Source organism: Cupriavidus gilardii (genome assembly GCF_008801915.1).
In the GTDB taxonomy this organism is placed as follows: Bacteria; Pseudomonadota; Gammaproteobacteria; order Burkholderiales; family Burkholderiaceae; genus Cupriavidus; species Cupriavidus gilardii.
Window position 1 is genome coordinate 29,694 of the sequence record NZ_VZOV01000017.1, and the last position, 21,972, is coordinate 51,665.

The 21,972-nt window shown below is 69.0% G+C and carries 17 protein-coding genes; 4 read left to right on the forward strand and 13 right to left on the reverse strand.

The genetic code is table 11. From position 1 onward, the window contains the following. Nucleotides 1-18 precede the first annotated feature (18 nt). From kdpE to F7Q96_RS26875, 7 genes are all read right to left on the reverse strand, one after another. Complete coding sequence (kdpE, locus tag F7Q96_RS18725; protein ID WP_151023088.1) at nucleotides 19-714, reverse strand: two-component system response regulator KdpE; 696 nt, start codon at nucleotides 712-714, stop codon at nucleotides 19-21. 42 nt (nucleotides 715-756) lie between these two features. After that, complete coding sequence (locus F7Q96_RS18730; RefSeq protein WP_151023090.1) at nucleotides 757-3,609, reverse strand: sensor histidine kinase; 2,853 nt, start codon at nucleotides 3,607-3,609, stop codon at nucleotides 757-759. A gap of 68 nt (nucleotides 3,610-3,677) precedes the next feature. Beyond that, nucleotides 3,678-4,310, reverse strand: coding sequence for a potassium-transporting ATPase subunit KdpC (gene kdpC, locus F7Q96_RS18735; RefSeq protein WP_151023112.1), 633 nt, complete (start codon nucleotides 4,308-4,310; stop codon nucleotides 3,678-3,680). A gap of 71 nt (nucleotides 4,311-4,381) precedes the next feature. After that, the gene (gene kdpB, locus F7Q96_RS18740) at nucleotides 4,382-6,580 is read right to left on the reverse strand and encodes a potassium-transporting ATPase subunit KdpB (RefSeq protein WP_053821050.1); all 2,199 of its coding nucleotides are present in this window, start codon (nucleotides 6,578-6,580) and stop codon (nucleotides 4,382-4,384) included. A 96-nt stretch (nucleotides 6,581-6,676) separates the two neighbouring features. After that, the gene (gene kdpA / locus F7Q96_RS18745) at nucleotides 6,677-8,485 is read right to left on the reverse strand and encodes a potassium-transporting ATPase subunit KdpA (RefSeq protein WP_053821049.1); all 1,809 of its coding nucleotides are present in this window, start codon (nucleotides 8,483-8,485) and stop codon (nucleotides 6,677-6,679) included. Continuing rightward, on the reverse strand, nucleotides 8,485-8,577 hold the full coding sequence (kdpF, locus tag F7Q96_RS18750; RefSeq protein ID WP_226994820.1) for a K(+)-transporting ATPase subunit F: 93 nt from the start codon (nucleotides 8,575-8,577) through the stop codon (nucleotides 8,485-8,487). Before kdpF ends, kdpA begins: the two co-directional genes overlap by 1 nt. After that, complete coding sequence (locus F7Q96_RS26875) at nucleotides 8,574-8,738, reverse strand: hypothetical protein (RefSeq protein ID WP_170265975.1); 165 nt, start codon at nucleotides 8,736-8,738, stop codon at nucleotides 8,574-8,576. The genes kdpF and F7Q96_RS26875 overlap by 4 nt, the downstream gene beginning before the upstream one ends. A 303-nt stretch (nucleotides 8,739-9,041) precedes the next feature. On the opposite strand from F7Q96_RS26875, the gene F7Q96_RS18755 reads away from it, so the two are divergent. From F7Q96_RS18755 to F7Q96_RS18765, 3 genes are all read left to right on the forward strand, one after another. Beyond that, on the forward strand, nucleotides 9,042-9,245 hold the full coding sequence (locus tag F7Q96_RS18755) for a cold-shock protein (protein ID WP_006578114.1): 204 nt from the start codon (nucleotides 9,042-9,044) through the stop codon (nucleotides 9,243-9,245). Between the two features lie 102 nt (nucleotides 9,246-9,347). After that, on the forward strand, nucleotides 9,348-9,632 hold the full coding sequence (locus F7Q96_RS18760; RefSeq protein WP_053821047.1) for a hypothetical protein: 285 nt from the start codon (nucleotides 9,348-9,350) through the stop codon (nucleotides 9,630-9,632). A 20-nt stretch (nucleotides 9,633-9,652) separates the two neighbouring features. After that, nucleotides 9,653-10,027: a hypothetical protein gene (locus tag F7Q96_RS18765; RefSeq protein WP_053821046.1), complete on the forward strand. Its 375-nt coding sequence runs from the start codon at nucleotides 9,653-9,655 to the stop codon at nucleotides 10,025-10,027. A gap of 66 nt (nucleotides 10,028-10,093) precedes the next feature. Here the strand turns inward: F7Q96_RS18765 and F7Q96_RS18770 are convergent, their stop codons facing one another. From F7Q96_RS18770 to F7Q96_RS18790, 5 genes are all read right to left on the reverse strand, one after another. Then, nucleotides 10,094-11,677, reverse strand: a complete 1,584-nt coding sequence (locus F7Q96_RS18770) for a TerC family protein (protein WP_151023092.1) — start codon at nucleotides 11,675-11,677, stop codon at nucleotides 10,094-10,096. Nucleotides 11,678-11,819: 142 nt separating this feature from the next. After that, nucleotides 11,820-13,160 (reverse strand): LLM class flavin-dependent oxidoreductase, encoded by a 1,341-nt coding sequence (locus F7Q96_RS18775; protein WP_053821044.1) that lies wholly within the window; start codon nucleotides 13,158-13,160, stop codon nucleotides 11,820-11,822. Nucleotides 13,161-13,189: 29 nt separating this feature from the next. After that, on the reverse strand, nucleotides 13,190-14,407 hold the full coding sequence (locus F7Q96_RS18780; RefSeq protein ID WP_151023094.1) for an acyl-CoA dehydrogenase family protein: 1,218 nt from the start codon (nucleotides 14,405-14,407) through the stop codon (nucleotides 13,190-13,192). A 217-nt stretch (nucleotides 14,408-14,624) separates the two neighbouring features. Continuing rightward, nucleotides 14,625-15,143, reverse strand: coding sequence for a single-stranded DNA-binding protein (locus tag F7Q96_RS18785; RefSeq protein WP_053821042.1), 519 nt, complete (start codon nucleotides 15,141-15,143; stop codon nucleotides 14,625-14,627). A 187-nt stretch (nucleotides 15,144-15,330) separates the two neighbouring features. Further along, the gene (locus tag F7Q96_RS18790) at nucleotides 15,331-16,608 is read right to left on the reverse strand and encodes an MFS transporter (protein ID WP_053821041.1); all 1,278 of its coding nucleotides are present in this window, start codon (nucleotides 16,606-16,608) and stop codon (nucleotides 15,331-15,333) included. 473 nt (nucleotides 16,609-17,081) lie between these two features. On the opposite strand from F7Q96_RS18790, the gene uvrA reads away from it, so the two are divergent. Then, a complete protein-coding gene (gene uvrA, locus F7Q96_RS18795) occupies nucleotides 17,082-19,979 on the forward strand; it encodes an excinuclease ABC subunit UvrA (RefSeq protein ID WP_053821040.1) in 2,898 nt (965 codons plus the stop codon). A gap of 106 nt (nucleotides 19,980-20,085) precedes the next feature. Here uvrA and F7Q96_RS18800 read toward each other — a convergent pair whose 3' ends face one another. Further along, nucleotides 20,086-21,822, reverse strand: coding sequence for a Na/Pi cotransporter family protein (locus F7Q96_RS18800; RefSeq protein WP_082371379.1), 1,737 nt, complete (start codon nucleotides 21,820-21,822; stop codon nucleotides 20,086-20,088). Between the last annotated feature and the right edge of the window lie 150 nt (nucleotides 21,823-21,972).

Here is a 21,972-nt window from a genome sequence, read left to right on the forward strand (position 1 = left end):
GTCGCAGGCCGCGGGCGCTCACCCCGCGAAGCGATAGCCGATGCCGGTCTCGGTCAGCAGATGAACGGGCTGTGCGGGATCGCGCTCGAGCTTGTGGCGCAGATGGCCCATGTAGACACGCAGATACTGGCTGCTCTCCGACTGCGACGGCCCCCATACCTCGCGCAGCAGTTCCCGATGCGTCATCACCTTGCCGCGGTGGGCGATCAGCACCGACAGCAGCCGATACTCGATCGGCGTCAGATGCACCGGCTGCCCCGCGCGCGTGATCATGCGATTGGCCAGGTCCACCTGCACGTCGCCGAAGGCGATCCGGTGGCTGCCCTGCGGATTGGCCTTCGCATGCCGGCGCAGCAGCACGCGCACGCGCGCCACCATCTCGCCCACGCCGAACGGCTTGGTCAGGTAGTCGTCGGCCCCGCCGTCGAGCGCGCCGATCTTGTCGGCTTCGTCGCTGCGCGCCGACAGCACGAGGATCGGCACCTGGGTCCAGGTCCGCATCTCGCGGATCAGCTGGACGCCATCGCCGTCGGGCAGGCCCAGATCGAGGATGACCAGATCGGGTTGCCGCGTGCCGGCGTCGATCAGCCCCCGCTTCAACGTCTCGGCCTCATGGACGGTACAGCCCTCGGCCTCGAGCGTCGCGCGCACGAAGCGGCGGATATGCGGTTCGTCTTCGACCAGCAGCACCGTGGGGGAGAATTCGAATGGCATGACGGGTAATGGAGTTCGTTGCGGTCGCTCGGCTGCACCGGCTCAAGCGTGCGGGGCCGCGGGCTCGGCCTCCACCGGCGAGGGATTGCCGCGCGGCAATGCGACGACGAAGCGCGCCCCAGGTCCGTGCGCTGTCTGCCGCTGCGCGGACCGCGCCGGCTCGGCCCAGATGCGTCCGCCATGGGCCTGCACGATGGCTTCGCAGACGGCGAGCCCGAGGCCGACGCCGGTTGTCGCCGACTCGCGCTGCCCGCGCGTGAATTTCTCGAAGATCTGGCGTTCGCTGCCGGCCGGCACGCCGGGTCCGTCGTCCTCGACGACGATGCGGATCGCATCGTCGCCGGCCTCGGCGGACAGCCGGATCGCGGTTCCCGCCGGCGTGTGCTTGGCCGCATTCTCCAGCAGATTGCACAGCACGCGCTCGATCAGCACGGCATCGCACTGGACCAGCGGCACGCGCGAGAGGTCGGCCACCGCGACGCGGTGCCGCGACAGCGCCTCGCGCATCGCCGCCAGGCTCGAGCCGACCAGCTCCTCGACCGACTGCCACTCGCGCCTGATCCGCACCTCGCGGCCTTGCAGCTTCGCCATGTCGAGCAGGTTGACCACCATCGTGCGCATCCGTTGCGCCTGCTCCAGCATCGCGGCGACGGTGTCGGCCACCGGCGGCGGCAGCGGCGGGTCGCTGCGCCGCAACGTCTGCGCCATGCCGATCAACCCGGTCAGCGGCGTGCGCAGATCGTGCGATACCGCGGCCAGCAGCGAGCTGCGCAGCCGCTCCGACTCCATCGACAGCAGCGCCTGCTGCGCGACCTCGACATAGTGCAGCCGCTCGATGGCGATCGCGATCAGCGTGCAGAAGGCGTCCACCTGGCGCCGCAGCGACGGCTGCGCGAACGCGCGCCACGCGGCCGGCTCCACCGCCAGCACGCCGCGCGTGCGCATCGGCGCCTTCAGCGGCAGATAGAGCACGGTGCTGCCGGGCAGCGTATGCGTGCCCGTGCCCGCGGCTTGGCCATGGTCGAACACCCATTGCGCCAGCACGTGGTCGATCGAATCGGTGCGCGCGGCCGTGTCCCGCTGTTCCCGGTCGGTCACCGGCGGCAGCAGCTTGCCGTCGGGGGACGTCAGGAAGAACGCCGAGTTGGCGTCGAACGCGGCGCGCAGGAAGCGGCTGCCGATCGGCACGATCTGGTCCAGCGTCAGCGCCGACGACAGTTCGCGCGCCAGCTCGTACAGCGTGCGCGCATCGGTCTCGCGCTGCACCGCGACCTGCGCCTGCTCGCGCAGGCCGGCGGTCAGCTGGCCGATCACCAGGCCGACCGACAGCAGCACGACGAAGGTCAGCAGGTACTGCACGTCGGTGACCGCGAACGACAACCGCGGCGGCACGAAGAAGAAATCGAAGGCGGCCACCGACAGCACCGAAGCCAACGCCGCCGGGCCACGCCCGTGCCGCAGCGCGACGCCCATCACGGCGACCAGGAACAGCATCGCGATATTGACGACGTCGAACCATGGCGTGGCCAGCGCCGACAGCGCCGAGGCACCGGCGCACCAGACCACGGCCCACAGGTAGTCGCGGCGCCGGGCCCCTCCGACCGGTGCGTCGGGGTGCTGGCCGGCCTCGTGGCGCGGGCGCAGGTCGGTACGGGTGGTATCGGCGGCCACGCGCACGATGTCGATCTCGGGACAGCCGGTCGCCAGCGCGTCGGCGAAGCTGCGCCGCCCGAACCATGCCGCCGGCGCGCCGACCAGCGGCGACAGTGCCAGCGCCAGCAGCGCACGCGCGCGTTCGGTCAGCGAGGCACCGCCGCGACGCCAATCTCCGGGCGCGCGTCCGATCACCACCTTGGTCAGGTTGTGCCGCCGCACGTAGCCGGCCACCGCCTGCACCATGTCCGCACCGGCCAGCGTCTCGGTGCGCGCGCCCAGCTGCTCGGCCATCCGCATCGCGTCCTCGAGCCGGACCCTGGCCCGCTCCGAAGGCGGCGCCAGCCGCGGCGTGGCGACGGTCACCACATGCCAGTCGCAATCGAGCTGGTCCGCCAGCCGCCGCGCGCTCTTGACCACCTGCGCGGCATCGTCGCCGCTGCCGATGCAGGCAAGCACCGCCTCGCGCGTGCGCCATACCGGCTGCACCGGCTCGGACTGGCGCCACGCGCGCACGTCGTGATCGACGCGTTCGGCGGTGCGGCGCAGTGCCAGCTCGCGCAGCGCGATCAGATTGCCCTTGCGAAAAAAATGACGCGCGGCATGGCGCGCCTGCTCGGGCAGATAGACCTTGCCCTCCTTCAGCCGCCGCAGCAGCTCGTCGGCCGGCAGGTCGACCAGCACGACCTCGTCGGCGCCATCGAACACGGCATCGGGCACGGTTTCCCAGACGCGGATTCCGGTGATGCCGCCCACCGCCTGGTTCAGGCTGTCCAGATGCTGGACGTTGACCGTGGTCCAGACATCGATGCCGGCGGCACGCAACTCCTGGATGTCCTGCCAGCGCTTCGGGTGGCGGCTGCCCGGCGCATTCGAATGCGCCAGCTCGTCGACCAGGATCAACGCGGGACGGCGCGCCAGCGCGCCGTCGAGGTCGAACTCACGCAATACGCGCCCGCGGTAGGGCACCTCGCGCATCGGCAGCCGTTCCAGCCCGGCCAGCAGCGCCTCGGTCTCGGCACGGCCATGGGTTTCGACCACCCCGATCGCCACATCGGTGCCCTGGGCCAGCGCCGCCCGGGCGGCGGCCAGCATCGCGAAGGTCTTGCCGACGCCGGCGGAGGCACCGAAATAGACGCGCAGCTTGCCGCGCGCGGCACGCTCGCCCTGCTGCCGGACCATCTGCAGCAGGGCGTCGGGATCGGCGCGCGCGCCGCTATCGCGCAATTCGGCTTCGGTCATCGGCAATGGAACCGGACTGGGCTAAGGCAGAACAAGAAGAAGGCCATTCTGCCACGGCACCCGCGGCACTACTTCGGACCGGGCTCGCCCAGCGAGTCCAGCGCCAGGTTCAGCCGCAGCACGTTGACGCCGGCATCGCCGAGCACGGCCAGCGCGGGCCGGTCGGTGTTGGCGGCGATCAGCTCGCGTACCTGCTGCAATGTCAGGCCGCGCGCACGCGCGACCCGTGCCGCCTGATACTCGGCCGCGGCCAGGCTGATATGCGGGTCCAGGCCGCTGCCCGAGGCGGTGACCAGGTCCACCGGCACCGGTGCCGTGTTGCCCGGGTCGGCCGCGCGCAGCGCCTCGATGCGCGCGCGCGCCGCGTCCGTCAGTGCCGGATTGCTGGGGCCGAGATTCGAGCCGCCCGAGGCCGCCGCGTTGTAGGGCATCGGCGCCGTGGCCGACAGCCGGCCCCAGAAATAGCGCGGCTCGGAGAACGGCTGCCCGATCAGCGACGAGCCGATCGTCTTGCCGTCCTTGACGATCAGCGAGCCGGCCGCCTCGTGCGGAAACACGCCTTTGGCCAGGCCCGTGACGATGGCCGGATACAGCAGCCCCGTCAGCACCGACAGCGCGACGAAGACGGTCAGCAGCGGGCGCAGCAGGCCCTCCTGTTCGGCGGCAAGGGGCACCGCCTGCGGCGATGCGTGGGTATTCATCATGGTGTCCTTCGATTCGATGATTCGATGATTCGATGATCCGGCGATCCGGCGATCCGGCGATCCGGCCCTCAGGCCAGGCCCAGCGCGGTCAGCAGCATGTCGATCAGCTTGATGCCGACGAACGGCACCAGGATGCCGCCCAGCCCGTAGACCAGCAGGTTGCGGCGCAACAGCACCGCGGCGCCCAGCGGCCGGTAGGCGACGCCCTTGAGGGCAAGCGGAATCAGCACGACGATGATCAGCGCATTGAAGATGACCGCGGACAGGATCGCCGACGCCGGCGTGGACAGCCCCATCACGTTCAGCAGCCCCAGCTGCGGGTACGTGGTGGCGAACGCCGCCGGAATGATGGCGAAGTATTTGGCGATGTCGTTGGCGACGCTGAAGGTGGTCAGCGCCCCGCGCGTCATCAGCATCTGCTTGCCGATCTCGACGATCTCGATCAGCTTGGTCGGATTGCTGTCGAGGTCGACCATGTTGCCGGCCTCCCTGGCCGCCTGCGTGCCGCTGTTCATCGCCACCGCGACGTCGGCCTGGGCCAGCGCCGGCGCATCGTTGGTGCCGTCGCCGGTCATCGCCACCAGCCGCCCCTGGGCCTGGTACTGCCGGATCAGCTTGAGCTTCGCCTCGGGCGTGGCCTCGGCCAGATAGTCGTCGACGCCCGCCTCCGCCGCGATCGACGCCGCGGTCAGCCGGTTGTCGCCGGTGATCATCACGGTCTCGATGCCCATCCGGCGCAGCTCGCCGAAACGCTCGCGGATGCCGGCCTTGACGATGTCCTTCAGCTCGACCACGCCCAGCACGCGGACCTGGCCGTCCTGCTCGTCGGCGACTACCAGCGGCGTGCTGCCGGCGCGCGCGACGTCGTCGACGGCATGCATGACGGCATCGGGAAACTTGCCGGCGCGCTCGGCCACGTACCGGCGCACCGCATCGGCCGCGCCCTTGCGCACGTGGCGCTGCGTGCCGTTGCCGTGCAGGTCCACGCCGCTCATCCGCGTCTGCGCGGTGAACGGCACGAACGTGGCATTGCGCTGCGGCACATCGGGGATACGCAGGTCGGCCTGTTGGCGGGCGAGCGCGACGATGCTGCGGCCTTCGGGGGTGTCGTCGGCCAGCGACGACAGCCACGCCGCCTCGGCCAGCTGCGCCGGCGCCACGCCCGGCGCGGCAATGAACCGCGACGCCTGGCGGTTGCCATGGGTGATGGTGCCGGTCTTGTCCAGCAGCAGCACGTCGACGTCGCCGGCCGCTTCGACCGCGCGGCCCGAGGTGGCGATCACGTTTGCCGCCATCATCCGGCTCATGCCCGCCACGCCGATGGCCGACAGCAGCCCGCCGATGGTGGTCGGAATCAGGCAGACCAGCAGAGCCACCAGCACCGTGACGGTCACCGGCACGCCGGCCCTGGCCACCAGCACGCTGTAGACCGAGAACGGCTGCAGCGTCGCGGTGGCCAGCAGCAGCACGATGGTCAGGCCCACCAGCAGGATCGTCAGCGCCAGCTCGTTCGGCGTCTTCTGCCGTTTGGCGCCTTCCACCATCGCGATCATCCGGTCGATGAAGGTTTCGCCGGGATTGGCGGTGATCCGCACCACGATCCAGTCGGACAGCACGCGCGTGCCGCCGGTTACCGACGAGAAGTCGCCGCCCGACTCGCGAATCACCGGTGCGGATTCGCCGGTGATCGCGCTCTCGTCGACCGACGCGACGCCTTCGATCACCTCGCCATCGCCAGGAATCATGTCGCCGGCCTCGACCAGCACCACGTCGCCGCGGCGCAGCGCCGTGGCCGCGCGCGGCTCGGTGGCGCCGCCGCGCCGGCCGTCCTTCAGCACGCGCGCCGTCACCGTGGTGCGCAGCCCGCGCAGCGCCGCGGCCTGTTGCTTGCTGCGCCCTTCGGCAAGCGCCTCGGCGAAGTTGGCGAACAGCACCGTGAACCACAGCCAGACCGCGACGGCCAGGATAAAGCCGGCGCTCTCGCCGCCAGGGGACGCCGCAGGCGCGAAGGCGGCGCGCAGGAACAGGATCGTGGTCAGGATGCTGCCGGCATAGACGACGAACATCACCGGGTTGCGCAGCTGCTGGCGCGGCGACAGCTTGCGGAAGGCCGACACAAGCGCGGGCTTGAGCAGTTGCGGTGCGAACATGCCGTGCGCCGCGGCACGGTCGGAAGTGGGAGAGCGATCGGCCAGGGGCGTGCCGGCCGACATGTCGTCCGGATTGCCGCCGATCTCGGCCGCATTGGCCGTCGATTCTTGTTGCATGGGATCTCCGCAGTGCGCTAGAGAGGAGGAACGGACGCCGACGCAGCAAGCCAGCGCGCGGCGTCCGGTGTCATCAGGAGAAAGAGAACGCCTGGCTCATCGAAACGCGGCGCCTTGCAGCTGCTCGGCCACCGGACCCAGCGCGAGCGCCGGCACATAGGTCAGCGCACCGACGAGCAGCACCGTGCCGGCCAGCAGCACCACGAACAGCGGCCCGTGCGTGGGCATGGTGCCGGCGCTGGCCGGCACGCGCTTCTTTGCCGCAAGGGTGCCGGCCATCGCGAGGACCGGGATGATCACCCAGAAGCGGCCGAACCACATCGCCGCCGCCAGCAGCGTGTTGTAGAACGGCGTGTTGGCCGACAGCCCGGCGAATGCGCTGCCGTTGTTGTTGGCGGCCGAGGACAGCGCGTAGAGGATCTCGGAGAACCCGTGCGCGCCGGGGTTCAGCGCGCCGGCGCGGCCGGCGTCGGCCATCACCGCCACCGCGGTGCCCAGCAGCACCAGCAGCGGCGTGACGAGAATGACCACGGCCGCCATCTTGATCTCGCAGGCCTCGATCTTCTTGCCCAGGTATTCGGGCGTGCGGCCGATCATCAGTCCGGCGATGAACACCGCCAGCACCGCATAGACCAGCATGCCGTACAGGCCCGAGCCGACGCCGCCGAACACGACCTCGCCCAGCTGCATCAGCAGCATCGGCACCAGCCCGCCGATCGCGGTGAACGAATCGTGCATCGCATTGACCGCGCCGCACGATGCCGCGGTGGTGATGGTGGCGAACAGCGCCGATGCCGCCAGCCCGAAGCGCGTTTCCTTGCCTTCCATATTGCCGCCGTCCTGCCAGGCCGAGGCGAGGCTGTCCACCGGCAATCCCGCCAGCGCCGGATTGGCCTGGTGCTCGGCCAGCGCCGCGACGCACGCCATCGCGACGAAGATCGCCGTCATCGAGGCGAGCACCGCCAGACCCTGGCGGCGGTCGCCGACCATCTCGCCGAAGGTGAAGCACAGCGCGGCGGAAATCAGGAAGATCGCCAGCATCTCGATCAGGTTGGCCAGCGCGGTCGGGTTCTCGAACGGATGGGCCGAGTTGGCGTTGAAAAAGCCGCCGCCGTTGGTGCCCAGCATCTTGATCGCTTCCTGCGACGCGACGGGGCCCATCGCCAGCGTCTGCTGTTCCGTACGGACCGGCTCGACGATGGGCTGGCCCTGGGCATCCCGCAGCGGCTGCCCGGTGGCATCGATCTTCGGCACCGTGTATTCGACCGTCGATGCCATCGACACCTGCTTGTAGGCATCGAAGTTCTGGATCACGCCCTGGCTGACCAGGGCCAGCGCGATGGCGGTCGCGATCGGCACCAGCACGTACAGCGTGGTACGGGTCATGTCGACCCAGAAATTGCCGATGGTCGCCGCGCTCTGCCGCGCGAAGCCGCGGATCAGCGCAAACACCACGGCGATGCCGGTGGCCGCGGACACGAAGTTCTGCACGGCCAGGCCCAGCATCTGCGTCAGATAGGTCATCGTCGATTCGCCAGCATAGCCCTGCCAGTTGGTGTTCGCGACGAAGCTGATCGCCGTGTTGAACGCGGAATCGGGCGACACCGGGCCGAAGCCCTGCGGATTGAGCGGCAGCATGCCCTGCAAGCGCTGCAGGCCATAGACCGCCACCACACCTAGCACGTTGAACGCCAGCACGGCGATCGCATACCGTTGCCAGCCCATCTCGGCATCGGCGCGTATGCCGGCGGCGCGATAGAGCAGGCGCTCGAGCGGCCGCCCCCAGGCGGTCAACGCGTATTGGCCGTCCTCGACGGCCCGGCGCAGATAGCGTCCAAGCAGCGGGGCGATCGCCATCAGCACGGCGAGATACAGGGCCAGCAGGCCCATGAACTGCGTGGTCATCAGAATTTCTCCGGGCGCAGCAGCGCGATCAGCAGATAGACGAAAAGGGCCGCGGCCAACGCCGCGGCCAGCAGATCGGTCCAGTCCATCATTGCCCCCTGCCCGGGGTGGCGCCGCGCGGCGGCGTGTCGTCCGCCGGGCCATGCTGGCCCGCATTGGCCGGTGCGCGCGGCGTCAGCGCGACGCACAGCCGCAGCAGCGCGGCGCCGAGTCCGGCGAAACCGAACAGTACGATCAGGAAGATCCCGTCCATGGCAAATACCGAGAGTGATACCGGCTTGCAGATTAGGGACGGACGGCTAAAAACGGGGTAGAAAGGCGGCGGTGAGGCGTAAAGAAGGTATAAAGATGCGGCAAGCGGTGTCGTCAATCGATTTGCGGCATTGTTTTGACAGCCCGGCACATGACCTGTATAACGGGAACCGCAGGATCTTCAAGCAAGCACGTCGATTACCGAGTTGGCCGCCCCCGGCTCCGCCACTTCTTCTCCATGTTTCTTCTTGATCGTCATGCCCCTCGGGACATTCGTCCGATGGGAACAGTCCAGGAGATAGTCATGGATACCGGTACCGTAAAGTGGTTTAACGATTCGAAGGGCTTCGGCTTCATTACGCCGGACGCCGGCGGCGACGATCTGTTCGCGCATTTTTCCGAAATTCAGGGCAGCGGCTTCAAGTCGCTGCAGGAAGGACAGAAGGTGCGCTTCGTGCGCGGCGTCGGCCAGAAGGGCCCGGCCGCCACGAAGATCGAAGCGATCTGACGCTAGCCACGAAAACCCCGCACCTGCGGGGTTTTTTATTGCCGGCGGTTCTTTTGCTGATTGCAGCAAGCCGGCGTCCACGTTGTTCAACAGGAGCGATGCATGGACTCCCTTCCGACCGCCAGCTACAAGGGCTACGAGCTCTATCCGCTGGTCTACCGGCGCGCGCCGGTGCAGACATGGCCGCGCACCAAGCCCGAACTTGCTTTCGATGTCTCCGTGATGATCTGCATCGAGGGCCAGCCGCCCGGCAACGAGCAATCGCGGCTGTACCGCCTGACCAGCGGATCGTGCGAGAACGTCGGCACCGCCCGGCGCGCCGCCGTCGACTACGGCCGCGCCATCATCGACGGCCTGGTTCCGACCGAAACGCTGCCTACGGCCTGAAGCGCCAAAGCGAGGCCGCCATGAGCGAAGCCGTCAGTTACCTTTGTACGTTGCCATGGGCCGGCACCAGCCTTGCCTACCATGTCAGCGTCAATTTCGCCGGTTCCGGCGAATGCGATTGCGTGCGCTTCACCAGCTTCGTCGGCGTGGGCCGGCGCTCCTTTACGATCCGCGCCGGTGCGGGCGCGGACGTGCGCACGCTGACGCGCGACGGCGAGGCGCTGTGCCGCATGGCCATCGGCCAGGCGCTGCGCGACGCGCTGCACGACAAGACGCTGGCCGGCGACCACCGGCTCGATGCGCTGGCCGCACCGTGGCAAGGCGAGCTGCGCCCGGTACGGTCGCGCGACGCGAGCCGGCCCGCCCGTTCGCGGTTGCAGTCGTTCGGCGTGTAAGGGCGCGCGCATCGGTTTCCGCGTACGAACGGCCCCGCGTATCAGCACCCGCACCGTCGATTCCCTTCAGCGCTCCCGCTGCTCGGCGTCGGCGCCCGCCTGCACCGATTCGGCGCCCGGGCGCACCACTTCGATACGATCGATCCGCCGTTCGGTCGCCTCGACCACCGTGAAGCGATAGCCGTCCAGATCGATCGCGCTGCCCACCGGCGGCACGATGCCGAAGCGGTCCAGCAGCAGGCCGCCCAGCGACGCATAGCGGCCCTGCGATTGCGTCCACGACTCGCCCAGTTCCAGCACATGGGCGACCGCATGCAGATCGGCACTGCCGTCGATCAGCCAGCGCCCCTCTCCCGCCGCCGCGATGGTCGGATGCTCGTCCTCGTCGGGGAACTCTCCGGCGATCGCCTCGAGCACGTCGACCGGCGTGACGACCCCCAGCACCGCGCCGTATTCGTCGGTCACCAGCACCAGCTGGCCGCGCGACGCGCGCAGCGTCTCCATCAGCGGCAGGATGCGGATCGATTCCGGCACCACGATCGGCGGCCGCAGGCTGGCCTCGTCGATGCGGCCGTGCTCGGCCAGTGTGCCGATCAGGTCCTTGCCGCGCGCGACGCCGAGGATCTCGTCCAGCTGCCCGCGGCAGACCGGAAAGAAGCTGTGCGGCGTGGCGAGGATCTGCTGGCGCAGCGTGTCGGCATCCTGCTCGATATCGATCCACGACAGCTCCGAGCGCGGCGTCATGATCGAGCGGACCGAGCGTTCGGCCAGCGACAGCACGCCGCTGACCATGCTGCGCTCTTCCGGTGCAAAGGCCGTGGGCGCGGCCGTGTCCCGCCTGACCGGCTCGCCGGCCTCCCCTTCGGCCGCGCGGCGCGCGCCAAGCAGGCGCAGCACCGCATCGGCGGTGCGCTGGCGCATCGGCCTGCGCGCCTCGTAGCGCAGCAGATTGCGGCGCGCCAGCTGGTTCAGCGCCTCGATGCCGACCGAGAAGCCGATCGCCGCGTACAGATAGCCCTTGGGGATGTGGAAACCGAAGCCATCGGCGACCAGGCTCAGGCCGATCATCAGCAGGAAGCTCAGGCACAGCACCACCACGGTAGGGTGGGCATTGACGAAGCGCGTCAGCGGCTTGGACGCGAACAGCATCACCGCGATCGCGATCACCACCGCGACCATCATCACGCTCAGATGGTCGACCATGCCGACCGCGGTGATCACCGAATCCAGCGAGAACACCGCATCGAGAATGACGATCTGCGTGACCACCAGCCAGAAGCCCGCATAGGCGGGCTTCTCGACCTCCTGCTCGGGCTTGCCCTCGATCCGCTCGTGCAGCTCCAGCGTGGCCTTGACCAGCAGGAAGATGCCCCCGGCCAGCAGGATCAGGTCGCGGCCCGAAAATTCCAGCGGACCGAGCGCGAACAGGGGCCGTGTCAGCGTGACCAGCCACGACATCACCGACAGCAGACCCAGCCGCATGAACAGCGCCAGCGACAGGCCGATGATGCGCGCCTTGTCGCGCTGCTCCGGCGGCAGCTTGTCGGCCAGGATCGCGATGAACACCAGGTTGTCGATGCCGAGCACGATCTCGAGCACCACCAGCGTCGCCAGGCCAATCCAGATCGTGGGGTCAGTCAGCCATTCCATGTGGGCATCGTCGCGTCGGGCAAGGGGGATGCTGCGCACGGAATGGGAATGGCCGCGGCAGCCGGGTACGCCACAGTGTAGGGCTTGGGCCGGCTACCGCGTCAATAGGAGGGAGGATGACAAGACCGCAGCGCGCCTTCGGTCAGGCGGCGGCGCGCGCCGGTGCCCTGCCCGCCGGACGTGCCAGACCGAGATGGGCGCGCAGCGTCGCGCCCGCGTACTCGGTCCGGAAGATGCCGCGCCGCTGCAGGATCGGCACCACGCCGTCGACGAAGTCCTGCAGGCCGTCCGGCAGCGCATCGGGCATCAGGTTGAAGCCGTCGGCCGCGCCGTGGCGGAACCAGTGCTCGATGTCGTCGGCGATCTGCTCTGGCGTGCCGACGATCACGCGGTGGCCGCCGCCGCCAGCGAGCTCGCGAATCAGCGCGCGCACCGTCAGGTTCTGCCGTCTCGCCGCCGCCAGCGTCGCGCGGAAGAAGGTGTGGTTGCCATTGGCCGGCACGGCCAGATCGTCGGGCAACGGCGCATCGAGCTCGAGCCGCTCGACCTCGATGCCAAGCGTGCCGGCAAGACGGTTCAGGCTGTAGTCCCACGGAATCAGATCGACCAGCGCGTCGCGCCGCTGCCGTGCTTCGGCCTCGGTGGCGCCGATGATGGTGGTCAGGCCCGGCAGCACCTTGACCGCATCCGCACCGCGCCCCAGCGCTTCGGCGCGCGCATTGATGGCGCGCTTGTAGGCCAGCGCCTCGTCGAACGACTGCGCGGCCGAGAACACGGCCTCGGCATGGCGCGCCGCCAGCTCGCGGCCATCGTCGGAGCCGCCGGCCTGGAACAGCACCGGATGGCCCTGCGGCGGCCGCGGCAGGTTCAACGGCCCGTGCACGTCGAAGAACGCGCCATGATGGGCAACCGGCTGCAGCTTCGCAGTATCGACGAAGCGGCCACGAGTCTTGTCGCCGATGAAGGCGTCGTCCTCCCAGCTGTCCCACAACGCCTTGACCAGCGTCGTGAATTCGTCCGCGCGCGCATAGCGCTGGCCGTGATCGGGCGGGGCGGCTCGGCCGAAATTGCGCGCCGAGCCCGCATCGGCGGTCGTCACCACATTCCATCCGGCCCGCCCGCCGCTGACATGGTCGAGCGTCGCAAAACGCCGCGCGACGTTGTAGGGCTCGTTGTAGCTGGTCGATACGGTGGCCACCAGCCCGATATGCGTGGTCGCGGCGGCGACGCAGGCCAGCAGCAGCGTCGGCTCCAGCGCGGTGATCGGACGGAAATGGATCTGGTCGGCGATCGACGCGTTGTCGGCAAGGAAGATCGCATCGAACTTTGCGGCCTCCGCGATGCGCGCCACGCGCACGTAGTGCTGCACGTCGACGAAGGCGCGCGGATCGCTGGCGGGCAGGCGCCATGCCGAGGGCACGAAGCCGGAATGCAAGGCATTGATGTTCAGGTGCAGCTGGCGCGGCGGTGTGGCCGATGTCATCGCGAGTCTCCGCAGATTCGGAACAGGGCTCAGAACACCCGACCTTCGGTCAGGTGGGTGGTCTCGCCGTTCAGGTAGTAGGCGCCAACCACGCGCGCCTTGTGCAGCAGCGGGTTGTGGCTGAAGATCGTGCGCAGGTTGCGCCAGTGGCGGTCGAAGTTGTAGCGCTTCGCCGTAAACGACGCCCCGCCCGCCTCGAACATCCGCTCGCCCACGTGCAGCGCCAGCTTGCTGACCACCAGCTGTGTCTGCGCCGTGGCCAGCGCGCCCTGCAGCACCAGCGCCTCGGCATCGTCGGCGCCAGCCAGCAGCGCGTCGGCCGAGCGGTCCAGCACGCGCGCGTTGTCCCGGACCAGCGCATCGATCGCGTGGCTGTGCGCGGCCAGATCGCCGATCACCTGCTGGATGAAGTGGTCCTCGCGCGCGGATGGCGCCGGACTGTGCAGCGCGGGACGGCCATGGTCCTGCACGTAGCGCCGCGCATCGGCCCACGCGTTGCGCACGATGCCGGCCGCCACGGCGACCAGATGCAGCTGGCGCAGCGCGCCGCAATGGCGGCCGACCAGCGTGCTGTTGCCGCGCCGGGTCACCTCGTCGGCCAGTACCTGCACGTCGTCGAGCACCAGGCTGCCGCTGGCGGTCATGCGCTGTCCCATGCCGTCCCAATCGTCGACCACGCTGATGCCCGGACGATCGGTCGGGATCACGACCGAGGCATCAGCGCCATCGGCGTCCTTGACGTTGATGCGTGCGTAGTCGGCGAAGGCGGTGCCGGTCGAGTAGTACTTGCGGCCCGACAGCCGGTAATGATCGCCGTCCCGGCGCAGCGCCGTGGTGATCTCGCCGGGCCGGGCGGTGCCGACCTCGGTCGATGCCCCGCCGAAGATGGCGCCGCCGACGATGCGCTGCACCTGCAGGTCGTTGAACGCCGAGCGCGGCGACAGCCGCAGCGACTCGGTCTGATCGAAATGGATGCGCAGCGCATGCGCGACGTTGGACTCTTGCGCCGCAATGGTGGCGATCACCTCGAGCAGATCGGCCAGCGAGCCGCCCAGCCCGTCCCGCTCCGCCGGAATCCGCAACAGCCCCAGGCCGGACTGCCGGAACAGCGCAAAGCCCTCATAGGGCAGCAGACGCCGCGCCTCGCGCGCGGCCGCATCGGTACCGATCTTCTGCGCCAGCTCGGGCAGCGACTCCAGCGCGGCCCGCAGGGCGCGGCGCGCGTCGAAGTCCAACGGGGCATTCATTGGCGGGTCCTCCTGGCCGGGTCAACAGGCTACGAGGATAGGGACGCTGCTCCTGAAGCGGAACGAAGGAAAGGGGATATCGATATCCGCGCGGGTGTTCTTTGGATAGGCGCAGAGACGCAAACCCGCGCGCAACACCGGCCGCCCAAATGAAAAGAGCCCGCGTGAAGCGGGCTCGATCGGCTGCCGGTGAGGCAGTGAAGCGGGGAGGCGAAACTCAGAACGGAATATCGTCGTCCATATCTTCGAAGCCGTTCGACGGCGACTGCTGCGGCCGGCGCGCGCCGCCGCCCTGGCCGCCACCGCCACCGCCTTGGGCGCCGCGGCCACCGCCACCATAGCCGCCGCCCGACGATTCGCGGGCGTAGCCGCCGCCTTCGTCGCCGCCGCCGCCACCGCCCTGGCGCGAGCCCAGCATCTGCATTTGTTCAGCGACGATTTCCGTGCTGTACTTGTCCTGGCCCGACTGGTCCTGCCACTTGCGGGTACGGATGCGGCCTTCGATATAGACCTGGGAGCCCTTGCGCAGGTACTGGCCGGCGATCTCGGCGAGCTTGCCGAAGAAGGCCACGCGGTGCCATTCGGTCAGCTCCTTCATGTCGCCGCTCTGCTTGTCCTTGTAGCGGTCGGTGGTGGCCAGCCGGATATTGGTCACGGCATCGCCACTGGGCATATAGCGCGTTTCGGGGTCCGCGCCGAGATTGCCGACGAGGATGACTTTGTTGACGGATGCCATGAGGTGTTCTCCGAGAACCGCGCCCCGATGGGCGGCGCGGCAATGTGCTGACTGGTTTGACTCTTTTTTCGACTGATTCGCGCCGGGCGCGCCGATGGTAGTGCGGCCCGGCGCCGCAAAGCGTGTCCGCGTGATGCGGCCGTCGCCGTGGATCGCCGCGGTTACGTCGTGCCCGGCAGGCCGCCGCTCAGTGCGCCGGCTGCGGCTCGCTGTCCGGGCCGCCGTGGCGGACCCTGGCGGGCGGCGGCTTCATGCCCCAGGCGATTATAAGCCAGAGGACAAGCACGGCCGCGCAGCCATGGAAGACCGCGCTGCGGCCGGCGTGCTGCAGCAGCCAGCCGCCGACGGCGCCGCCGAGGAACAGCCCGATCGCCTGGGTCGTGTTGTAGACGCCGAGCGCGGCGCCGCGCGATGCCGCCGCATAGCGCGACACCAGCGAGGGCTGCATCGCCTCGAGCACGTTGAATGCCACGAAAAACAGCAGCAGCACCCCGACGATCGGCCACAGGCCGTGCACCGCGGCGAACAGCAGCTGCACCGCGGTCATCAGCGCGACCGCGCCGAGCAGCACCGGGCGGATGCGGCCATAGCGCTCTGCCGCCATCATCGGCGCCAGCATCAGCAGGAACGACACCAGCACGACCGGCAGGTAGACCTTCCAGTGCGAGTCGACAGGCATGCCGGCGTCGGCCAGCATGCCCGGCACCACCATGAACATCGCCACCTGGGAGGCGTGCAGCGCCAGCACGCCGACGTTCATGCGCGCGAGGTCCGGATTCAGCAGCACCTTGGGCAGCACCCGGTGCAGCGGCAGCTGATCCGGGTGGGGCGGCGGCGGGGTCGGTACCAGGAACAGCGTGACGGCGATGGCGAGCAGGCCCAGCACCGACATCAGCGCGAAGATGCCCGGCATGCCGATGGTGCGCAGCAGCGGCGAGGCAATCACCAGCGACAGCGCGAAGGTCAGGCCGATGCTGCCCCCGACCATTGCCATCGCCTTGGTGCGATGGCGCTCGCTGGTCAGGTCGGCGATGCAGGCGGTGATCGCGGCCGAGATCGCGCCCGTGCCCTGCAGCGCGCGGCCCGCGATGATGCCGGTCAGCGTGTCAGAGAACGCCGCGACCAGCCCGCCGGCGACGAACAGCAGCAGGCCGCCGATCATCACCGGCTTGCGGCCGACACGGTCGGACAGCCAGCCGAGCGGGATATGCAGGAAGGCCTGCATCAGGCCGTAGATGCCCATCGCCAGGCCGATGCGCTGGGCGTCGTGGCCATCGGGGAGCGTACGGGCGTATTCGGCGAAGACAGGCAGGATCAGGAACAGGCCCAGCATGCGCAGCGCGAAGATGCTGGCCAGCGACACGCTGGCGCGCAGTTCGATACGGGTCATCCGTGCGGAGACCGCGCCGGCTGCTCGTTCGGCACCATCGGCCGCGGCTGGGGAAGAAGACTGGGTCGACGGCATTGCGCTCGTGGGGACTCGGGTGAGACGGGTGGCCGGCCGTGCGCCGGGCCCCGCGCCGCGGTACGCGGCCATGCCGGGGCGCCATCCAAACCGCCACCGTGGCCACCGTGCCGGGCGCCGGAGCCGCGCCCTCTCGCCGGCAGGCGGAGGCAGGGGCAACCCCGGAAACCGAAGTTCGGTATATTAGCAGGTTTGCTCCCGGCGCCCGGCGCCGGATCGGCGGGAAGCGGCCCGGCTGGCGAGGCAATCGGCCGGCGGCACGAAGGTAGCGGCGCGCGGCGCCCGGCGGCGGCGAAAGCGGCGCGCGGGATGGCGGCAGGACCGCCGCGCCCCCCTCCCCGCCGGCCCGCGCCAAGGCCCCGGCCTGCTTCCTGCTTGAGCGTACGCCTGCGATCCGGACATGGCGCGGGCGCTCCGTGAGACCGGCCTGTCGACCCCGACTGGCGGCCCCGCCTGGCGAAGACAAACGGTATATGGAAGAAATCAGAATCCGTGGGGCCCGTACCCACAATTTGAAGAACATCAATCTCGATCTGCCGCGCAACAAGCTGATCGTGATCACCGGCCTGTCGGGATCGGGCAAGTCCTCGCTCGCCTTCGATACGCTGTATGCCGAGGGCCAGCGCCGCTACGTCGAATCGCTGTCGGCCTACGCGCGCCAGTTCCTGCAGCTGATGGAGAAGCCGGACGTCGACCTGATCGAAGGCCTGTCGCCGGCGATCTCGATCGAGCAGAAGGCGACCAGCCACAACCCGCGCTCGACGGTCGGCACCGTCACCGAGATCCACGATTACCTGCGCCTGCTGTACGCGCGCGCCGGCACGCCGTATTGCCCGAACCACGATCTGCCGCTGCAGGCCCAGAGCGTGTCCCAGATGGTCGACGCGGTGCTGGCGCTGCCCGAGGACACCAAGCTGATGATCCTCGCGCCGGTGGTGGCCGACCGCAAGGGCGAGCACACCGACCTGTTCGACACGATGCAGGCGCAGGGCTTCGTCCGTTTCCGCATCCGCTCGGGCGGCGGCGCCGCGCACGAGGCGCAGGCCAGGGTCTACGAGGTCGATGCGCTGCCCAAGCTGAAAAAGACGGAGAAGCACAGCATCGAAGTGGTGGTCGACCGCGTCAAGGTGCGGCCGGACATCAAGCAGCGGCTGGCCGAATCGTTCGAGACCGCGCTGCGGCTGGCCGATGGCCGCGCGGTCGCGCTCGAGCTGGACAGCGGCGCCGAGCATCTGTTCAGCTCGAAGTTCGCCTGCCCGATCTGCTCGTACTCGTTGCCCGAGCTCGAGCCGCGGCTGTTCTCGTTCAACAACCCGATGGGCGCCTGCCCGAGCTGCGACGGCCTGGGCCAGATCACGTTCTTCGATCCGAAGCGGGTGGTGGCCTTCCCCAACCTGTCGCTGGCCTCGGGCGCGATCAAGGGCTGGGACCGCCGCAACCAGTTCTATTTCCAGATGCTGCAGAGCCTGGCGGCGTTCTACGACTTCGACCTGGACACCGCGTTCGAAGACCTGCCGGCCGAGGTGCAGCAGGTGGTGCTGCACGGCTCGGGCGAGACCGAGATTCCGTTCACCTACATGAACGAGCGTGGCCGCACCACCACGCGCTCGCACGTGTTCGAGGGGATCATCCCCAATCTGGAGCGCCGCTACCGCGAGACCGATTCCGTCGCGGTGCGCGAGGAACTGGCCAAGTACCAGAACAACCAGCCCTGCCCCGCCTGCCACGGCACGCGGCTGCGTACCGAGGCGCGCCATGTCAAGGTCGGCGATGGCGAACAGGCGCGCGCGATCTTCGAGATCAGCGGCTGGCCGCTGCGCGACGCGCTGACCTGGTTCCTGACGCTGCAGCTGCAGGGCGCCAAGCGCGAGATCGCCGACAAGATCGTGCGCGAGATCTCCGCGCGGCTGAACTTCCTGAACAACGTCGGCCTCGACTATCTGTCGCTGGAGCGCAGCGCCGACACGCTGTCGGGCGGCGAGGCGCAGCGCATCCGGCTCGCCTCGCAGATCGGCTCGGGGCTGACCGGCGTGATGTACGTGCTGGACGAGCCGTCGATCGGCCTGCACCAGCGCGACAACGACCGGCTGATCGGCACGCTCAAGCATCTGCGCGACATCGGCAATTCGGTGCTGGTGGTCGAGCACGACGAGGACATGATCCGCGCCAGCGACTATGTGGTCGACATCGGCCCGGGCGCGGGCGTCCATGGCGGCCAGATCGTCGCCGAGGGCACGCCGCCGCAGATCGAAGCCTCGCCGGCCTCGCTGACCGGACAGTACCTGTCGGGCGAGCTCAGCATCGAGGTGCCGGCCTCGCGCACGCCGCCGGATCCGGAACGGATGCTGCGCATCCTGAACGCCAGCGGCAACAATCTGAAGCAGGTCAACGCCGAGATTCCGGTCGGCCTGCTGACCTGCGTGACCGGGGTCTCCGGTTCGGGCAAGTCGACGCTGATCAACGACACGCTGTATCCGGCGGTGGCGCGCCATCTGTACGGCTCGACGCCGGAGCCGGCGCCGCACGACCGCATCGACGGGCTCGAGCACTTCGACAAGGTCATCAACGTCGACCAGAGCCCGATCGGCCGCACGCCCCGGTCCAATCCGGCCACCTATACGGGCCTGTTCACGCCGATCCGCGAGCTGTTCGCCGGCGTGCCGTCGGCCAAGGAGCGCGGCTACGATCCGGGCCGCTTCTCGTTCAACGTCAAGGGCGGGCGCTGCGAGGCCTGCCAGGGCGACGGCGTGCTCAAGGTCGAGATGCACTTCCTGCCCGATGTCTACGTGCCCTGCGACGTCTGCCACGGCAAGCGCTACAACCGCGAGACGCTGGAGGTGCTGTACAAGGGCAAGAACATCTCGGAGGTGCTGGAGCTGACGGTCGAGCAGGCCTACGAGTTCTTCAGCGCGGTGCCGGTGGTCCGGCGCAAGCTGCAGACGCTGCTCGATGTGGGGCTGGGCTACATCCGGCTGGGCCAGGCGGCGACCACGCTGTCGGGCGGCGAAGCGCAGCGCGTCAAGCTGTCGCTGGAGCTGTCCAAGCGCGATACCGGCCGCACGCTGTACATCCTCGATGAGCCGACCACCGGCCTGCATTTCCACGATATCGCACTGCTGCTCAAGGTCATCCACAAGCTGCGCGACCAGGGCAATACTGTGGTGATCATCGAACACAACCTCGATGTGATCAAGACCGCGGACTGGGTGCTGGACCTCGGCCCCGAGGGCGGCGCCGGCGGCGGGCAGATCATCGCGCGCGGCACGCCGGAGGACATCGCGGCCAGCAAGGCGAGCTTCACCGGCAAGTACCTGGCGCCGCTGCTCAAGCGGCCCGTGGAAGAACCGGCGCGGCGGGTCAAGCGCCGGTAAGTCGCCGGTAAGTCGCCGGCAAGTCGTTGGCAAGTCGCCGGCAAGGCGCCAGCGAGGCGTCAGAGGTACGGGGCGACGAAAGGCCCCTGCCCTCTTCGAGCGTTCCCTACTCCGGCCGCACCCGCGGTGCCAGCGGCTGGGCGGGCGCGCCATTGGCGGCGCCAGCGGCGGCCAGCGGGCGCGCCTGCTCGGTGTCGCGGCCGTCCTCGTCGCGCATCCGGCTGCGATCGAGCGCGCCGGCTTCTTCGAGCACCGGGTAGGCGGTCGCGCAGAACAAGGAGTTCAGGCGCTTCAGGTCGCTGATCACGTCCAGGTGCAGCGAGCTGGTGTCGATGCTCTCGATCGTCTGCGTGGCCACGCGGCGCAGGTGGGTATGCGAATACTTGCGCTCGAGCTCGCGGAAGGTCGCCTTCTCCATCATCAACTGGCGCGCGCTCTTCAGGTCCCCGTTCAGGAACACCGACAGCCCAAGCCGCAGATTGCCGATCAGGCGGGCATGCATCTCGGTGATTTCCTGCATGCCGGCCTCGGAAAACACCAGGTTGTGGGCGATCTTCTTGTCCCGCGCATCGATCAGGATCCGTTCGATGATGTCGGCCGCATGCTCCAGATTGATATTGAGCGAGATGATCTCGGTCCAGCGGCGGCCGTCGCGCTCGTCGAGCGCCTCGACGCTGATGCGCGTCAGGTACAGCTTGATCGCGGTATAGAGATCGTCGATCTCGTCGTCGATGCGGCAGGTGGCGGCGGCCAGCTTGGCGTCGTTGGTCCGCAGCACGCGCAGCATGTTGTCGAGCATCTGCTCGACGCGGTCGCCGATGCGCAGCACCTCGCGCGCGGCATTGGCCAGCGCCAGCGTCGGCGTGGACAGCGCGGCCGGATCGAGGTGGCGCGGCGTGACCTGGCTCTCGCCGGTGTTGCGGCCCGGCAATATCGTTTCGCACAGCCGCGCCAGCGGCGCGGTCAGCCCGATCAGCGCCACCGCCAGCACCACGTTGAACAGCAGATGGAAATTGACGATCAGCCGCTGCGGGTCCGCATCGACCGCGCGCAGCAGCGTCTGGGCGTCGTCCAGCAGCGGCAGCGCCACCACGCAGCCGAGCAGGCGCGACAGCAGATTGCCCAGCGTCACGCGCTTGCCGGGCTGGTTGTTGCCGGAAGTCGTCAGGAACGCCGAGATGCCCGAGCCGAGGTTGGCGCCGAGCACCAGCGCCAGCGCGACCGGGATCGACACCACGCCGGCCGAGGCCAGCGCGCCGCAGAACAGCACCACCGCCAGGCTCGAATAGGACAGCACGGTCAGGAAGGCGCCGACCAGCATGTCGAGCGCGGTATCGCCGGTCAGGCTGGCGAACAGCACCTTGACGCCGGCGGCCTCGACCACCGGACGGGTCGCATTGGAAATCAGCTCCAGCGCCAGCGTGATCAGCCCCAGGCCGATCAGCACGCGGCCGACATGGCCCGGCCTGCTGCCCTTCCAGCTCAGATGCGCGATCACGCCGATGAAGATCAGCAGCGGCGACAGCCACGACAGGTCCAGCGAGAACACCTGCACCATCATCGCGGTGCCGACGTTGGCGCCCAGCATGATGGCCAGCGCGGGCGCGACCGCGATCAGGCCCTGGCTGACGAAGGAACTGACGATGACGGCCGTCGCATTGCTGCTTTGCACCAGGCCCGTCACGCCGAGGCCGGCGGCGAAGGCGCTGAAGCGATTGGCAACGCTGGCCGAGAGCACGTGGCGCAGATTCGCGCCATAGACGCGCAGAATGCCGACCTTGACGATATTCGTGCCCCAGACCAGCAGCGCGACCCCGGAGAGCAGATGAAGCAGAACGCCCATGGTGTGGCACCCATTGCGGCCGGTGCGGCGGTCAGAGGCAGGGGCCGCCCGGCCCTTGTTGTGAATGAACGGCCATTATGCGCCCGCGCTGCGCAAGAGGGCAACGCGAGGCGCCGGCGATGATGCGCTTCGCAACGCTGGGCGGCGCTG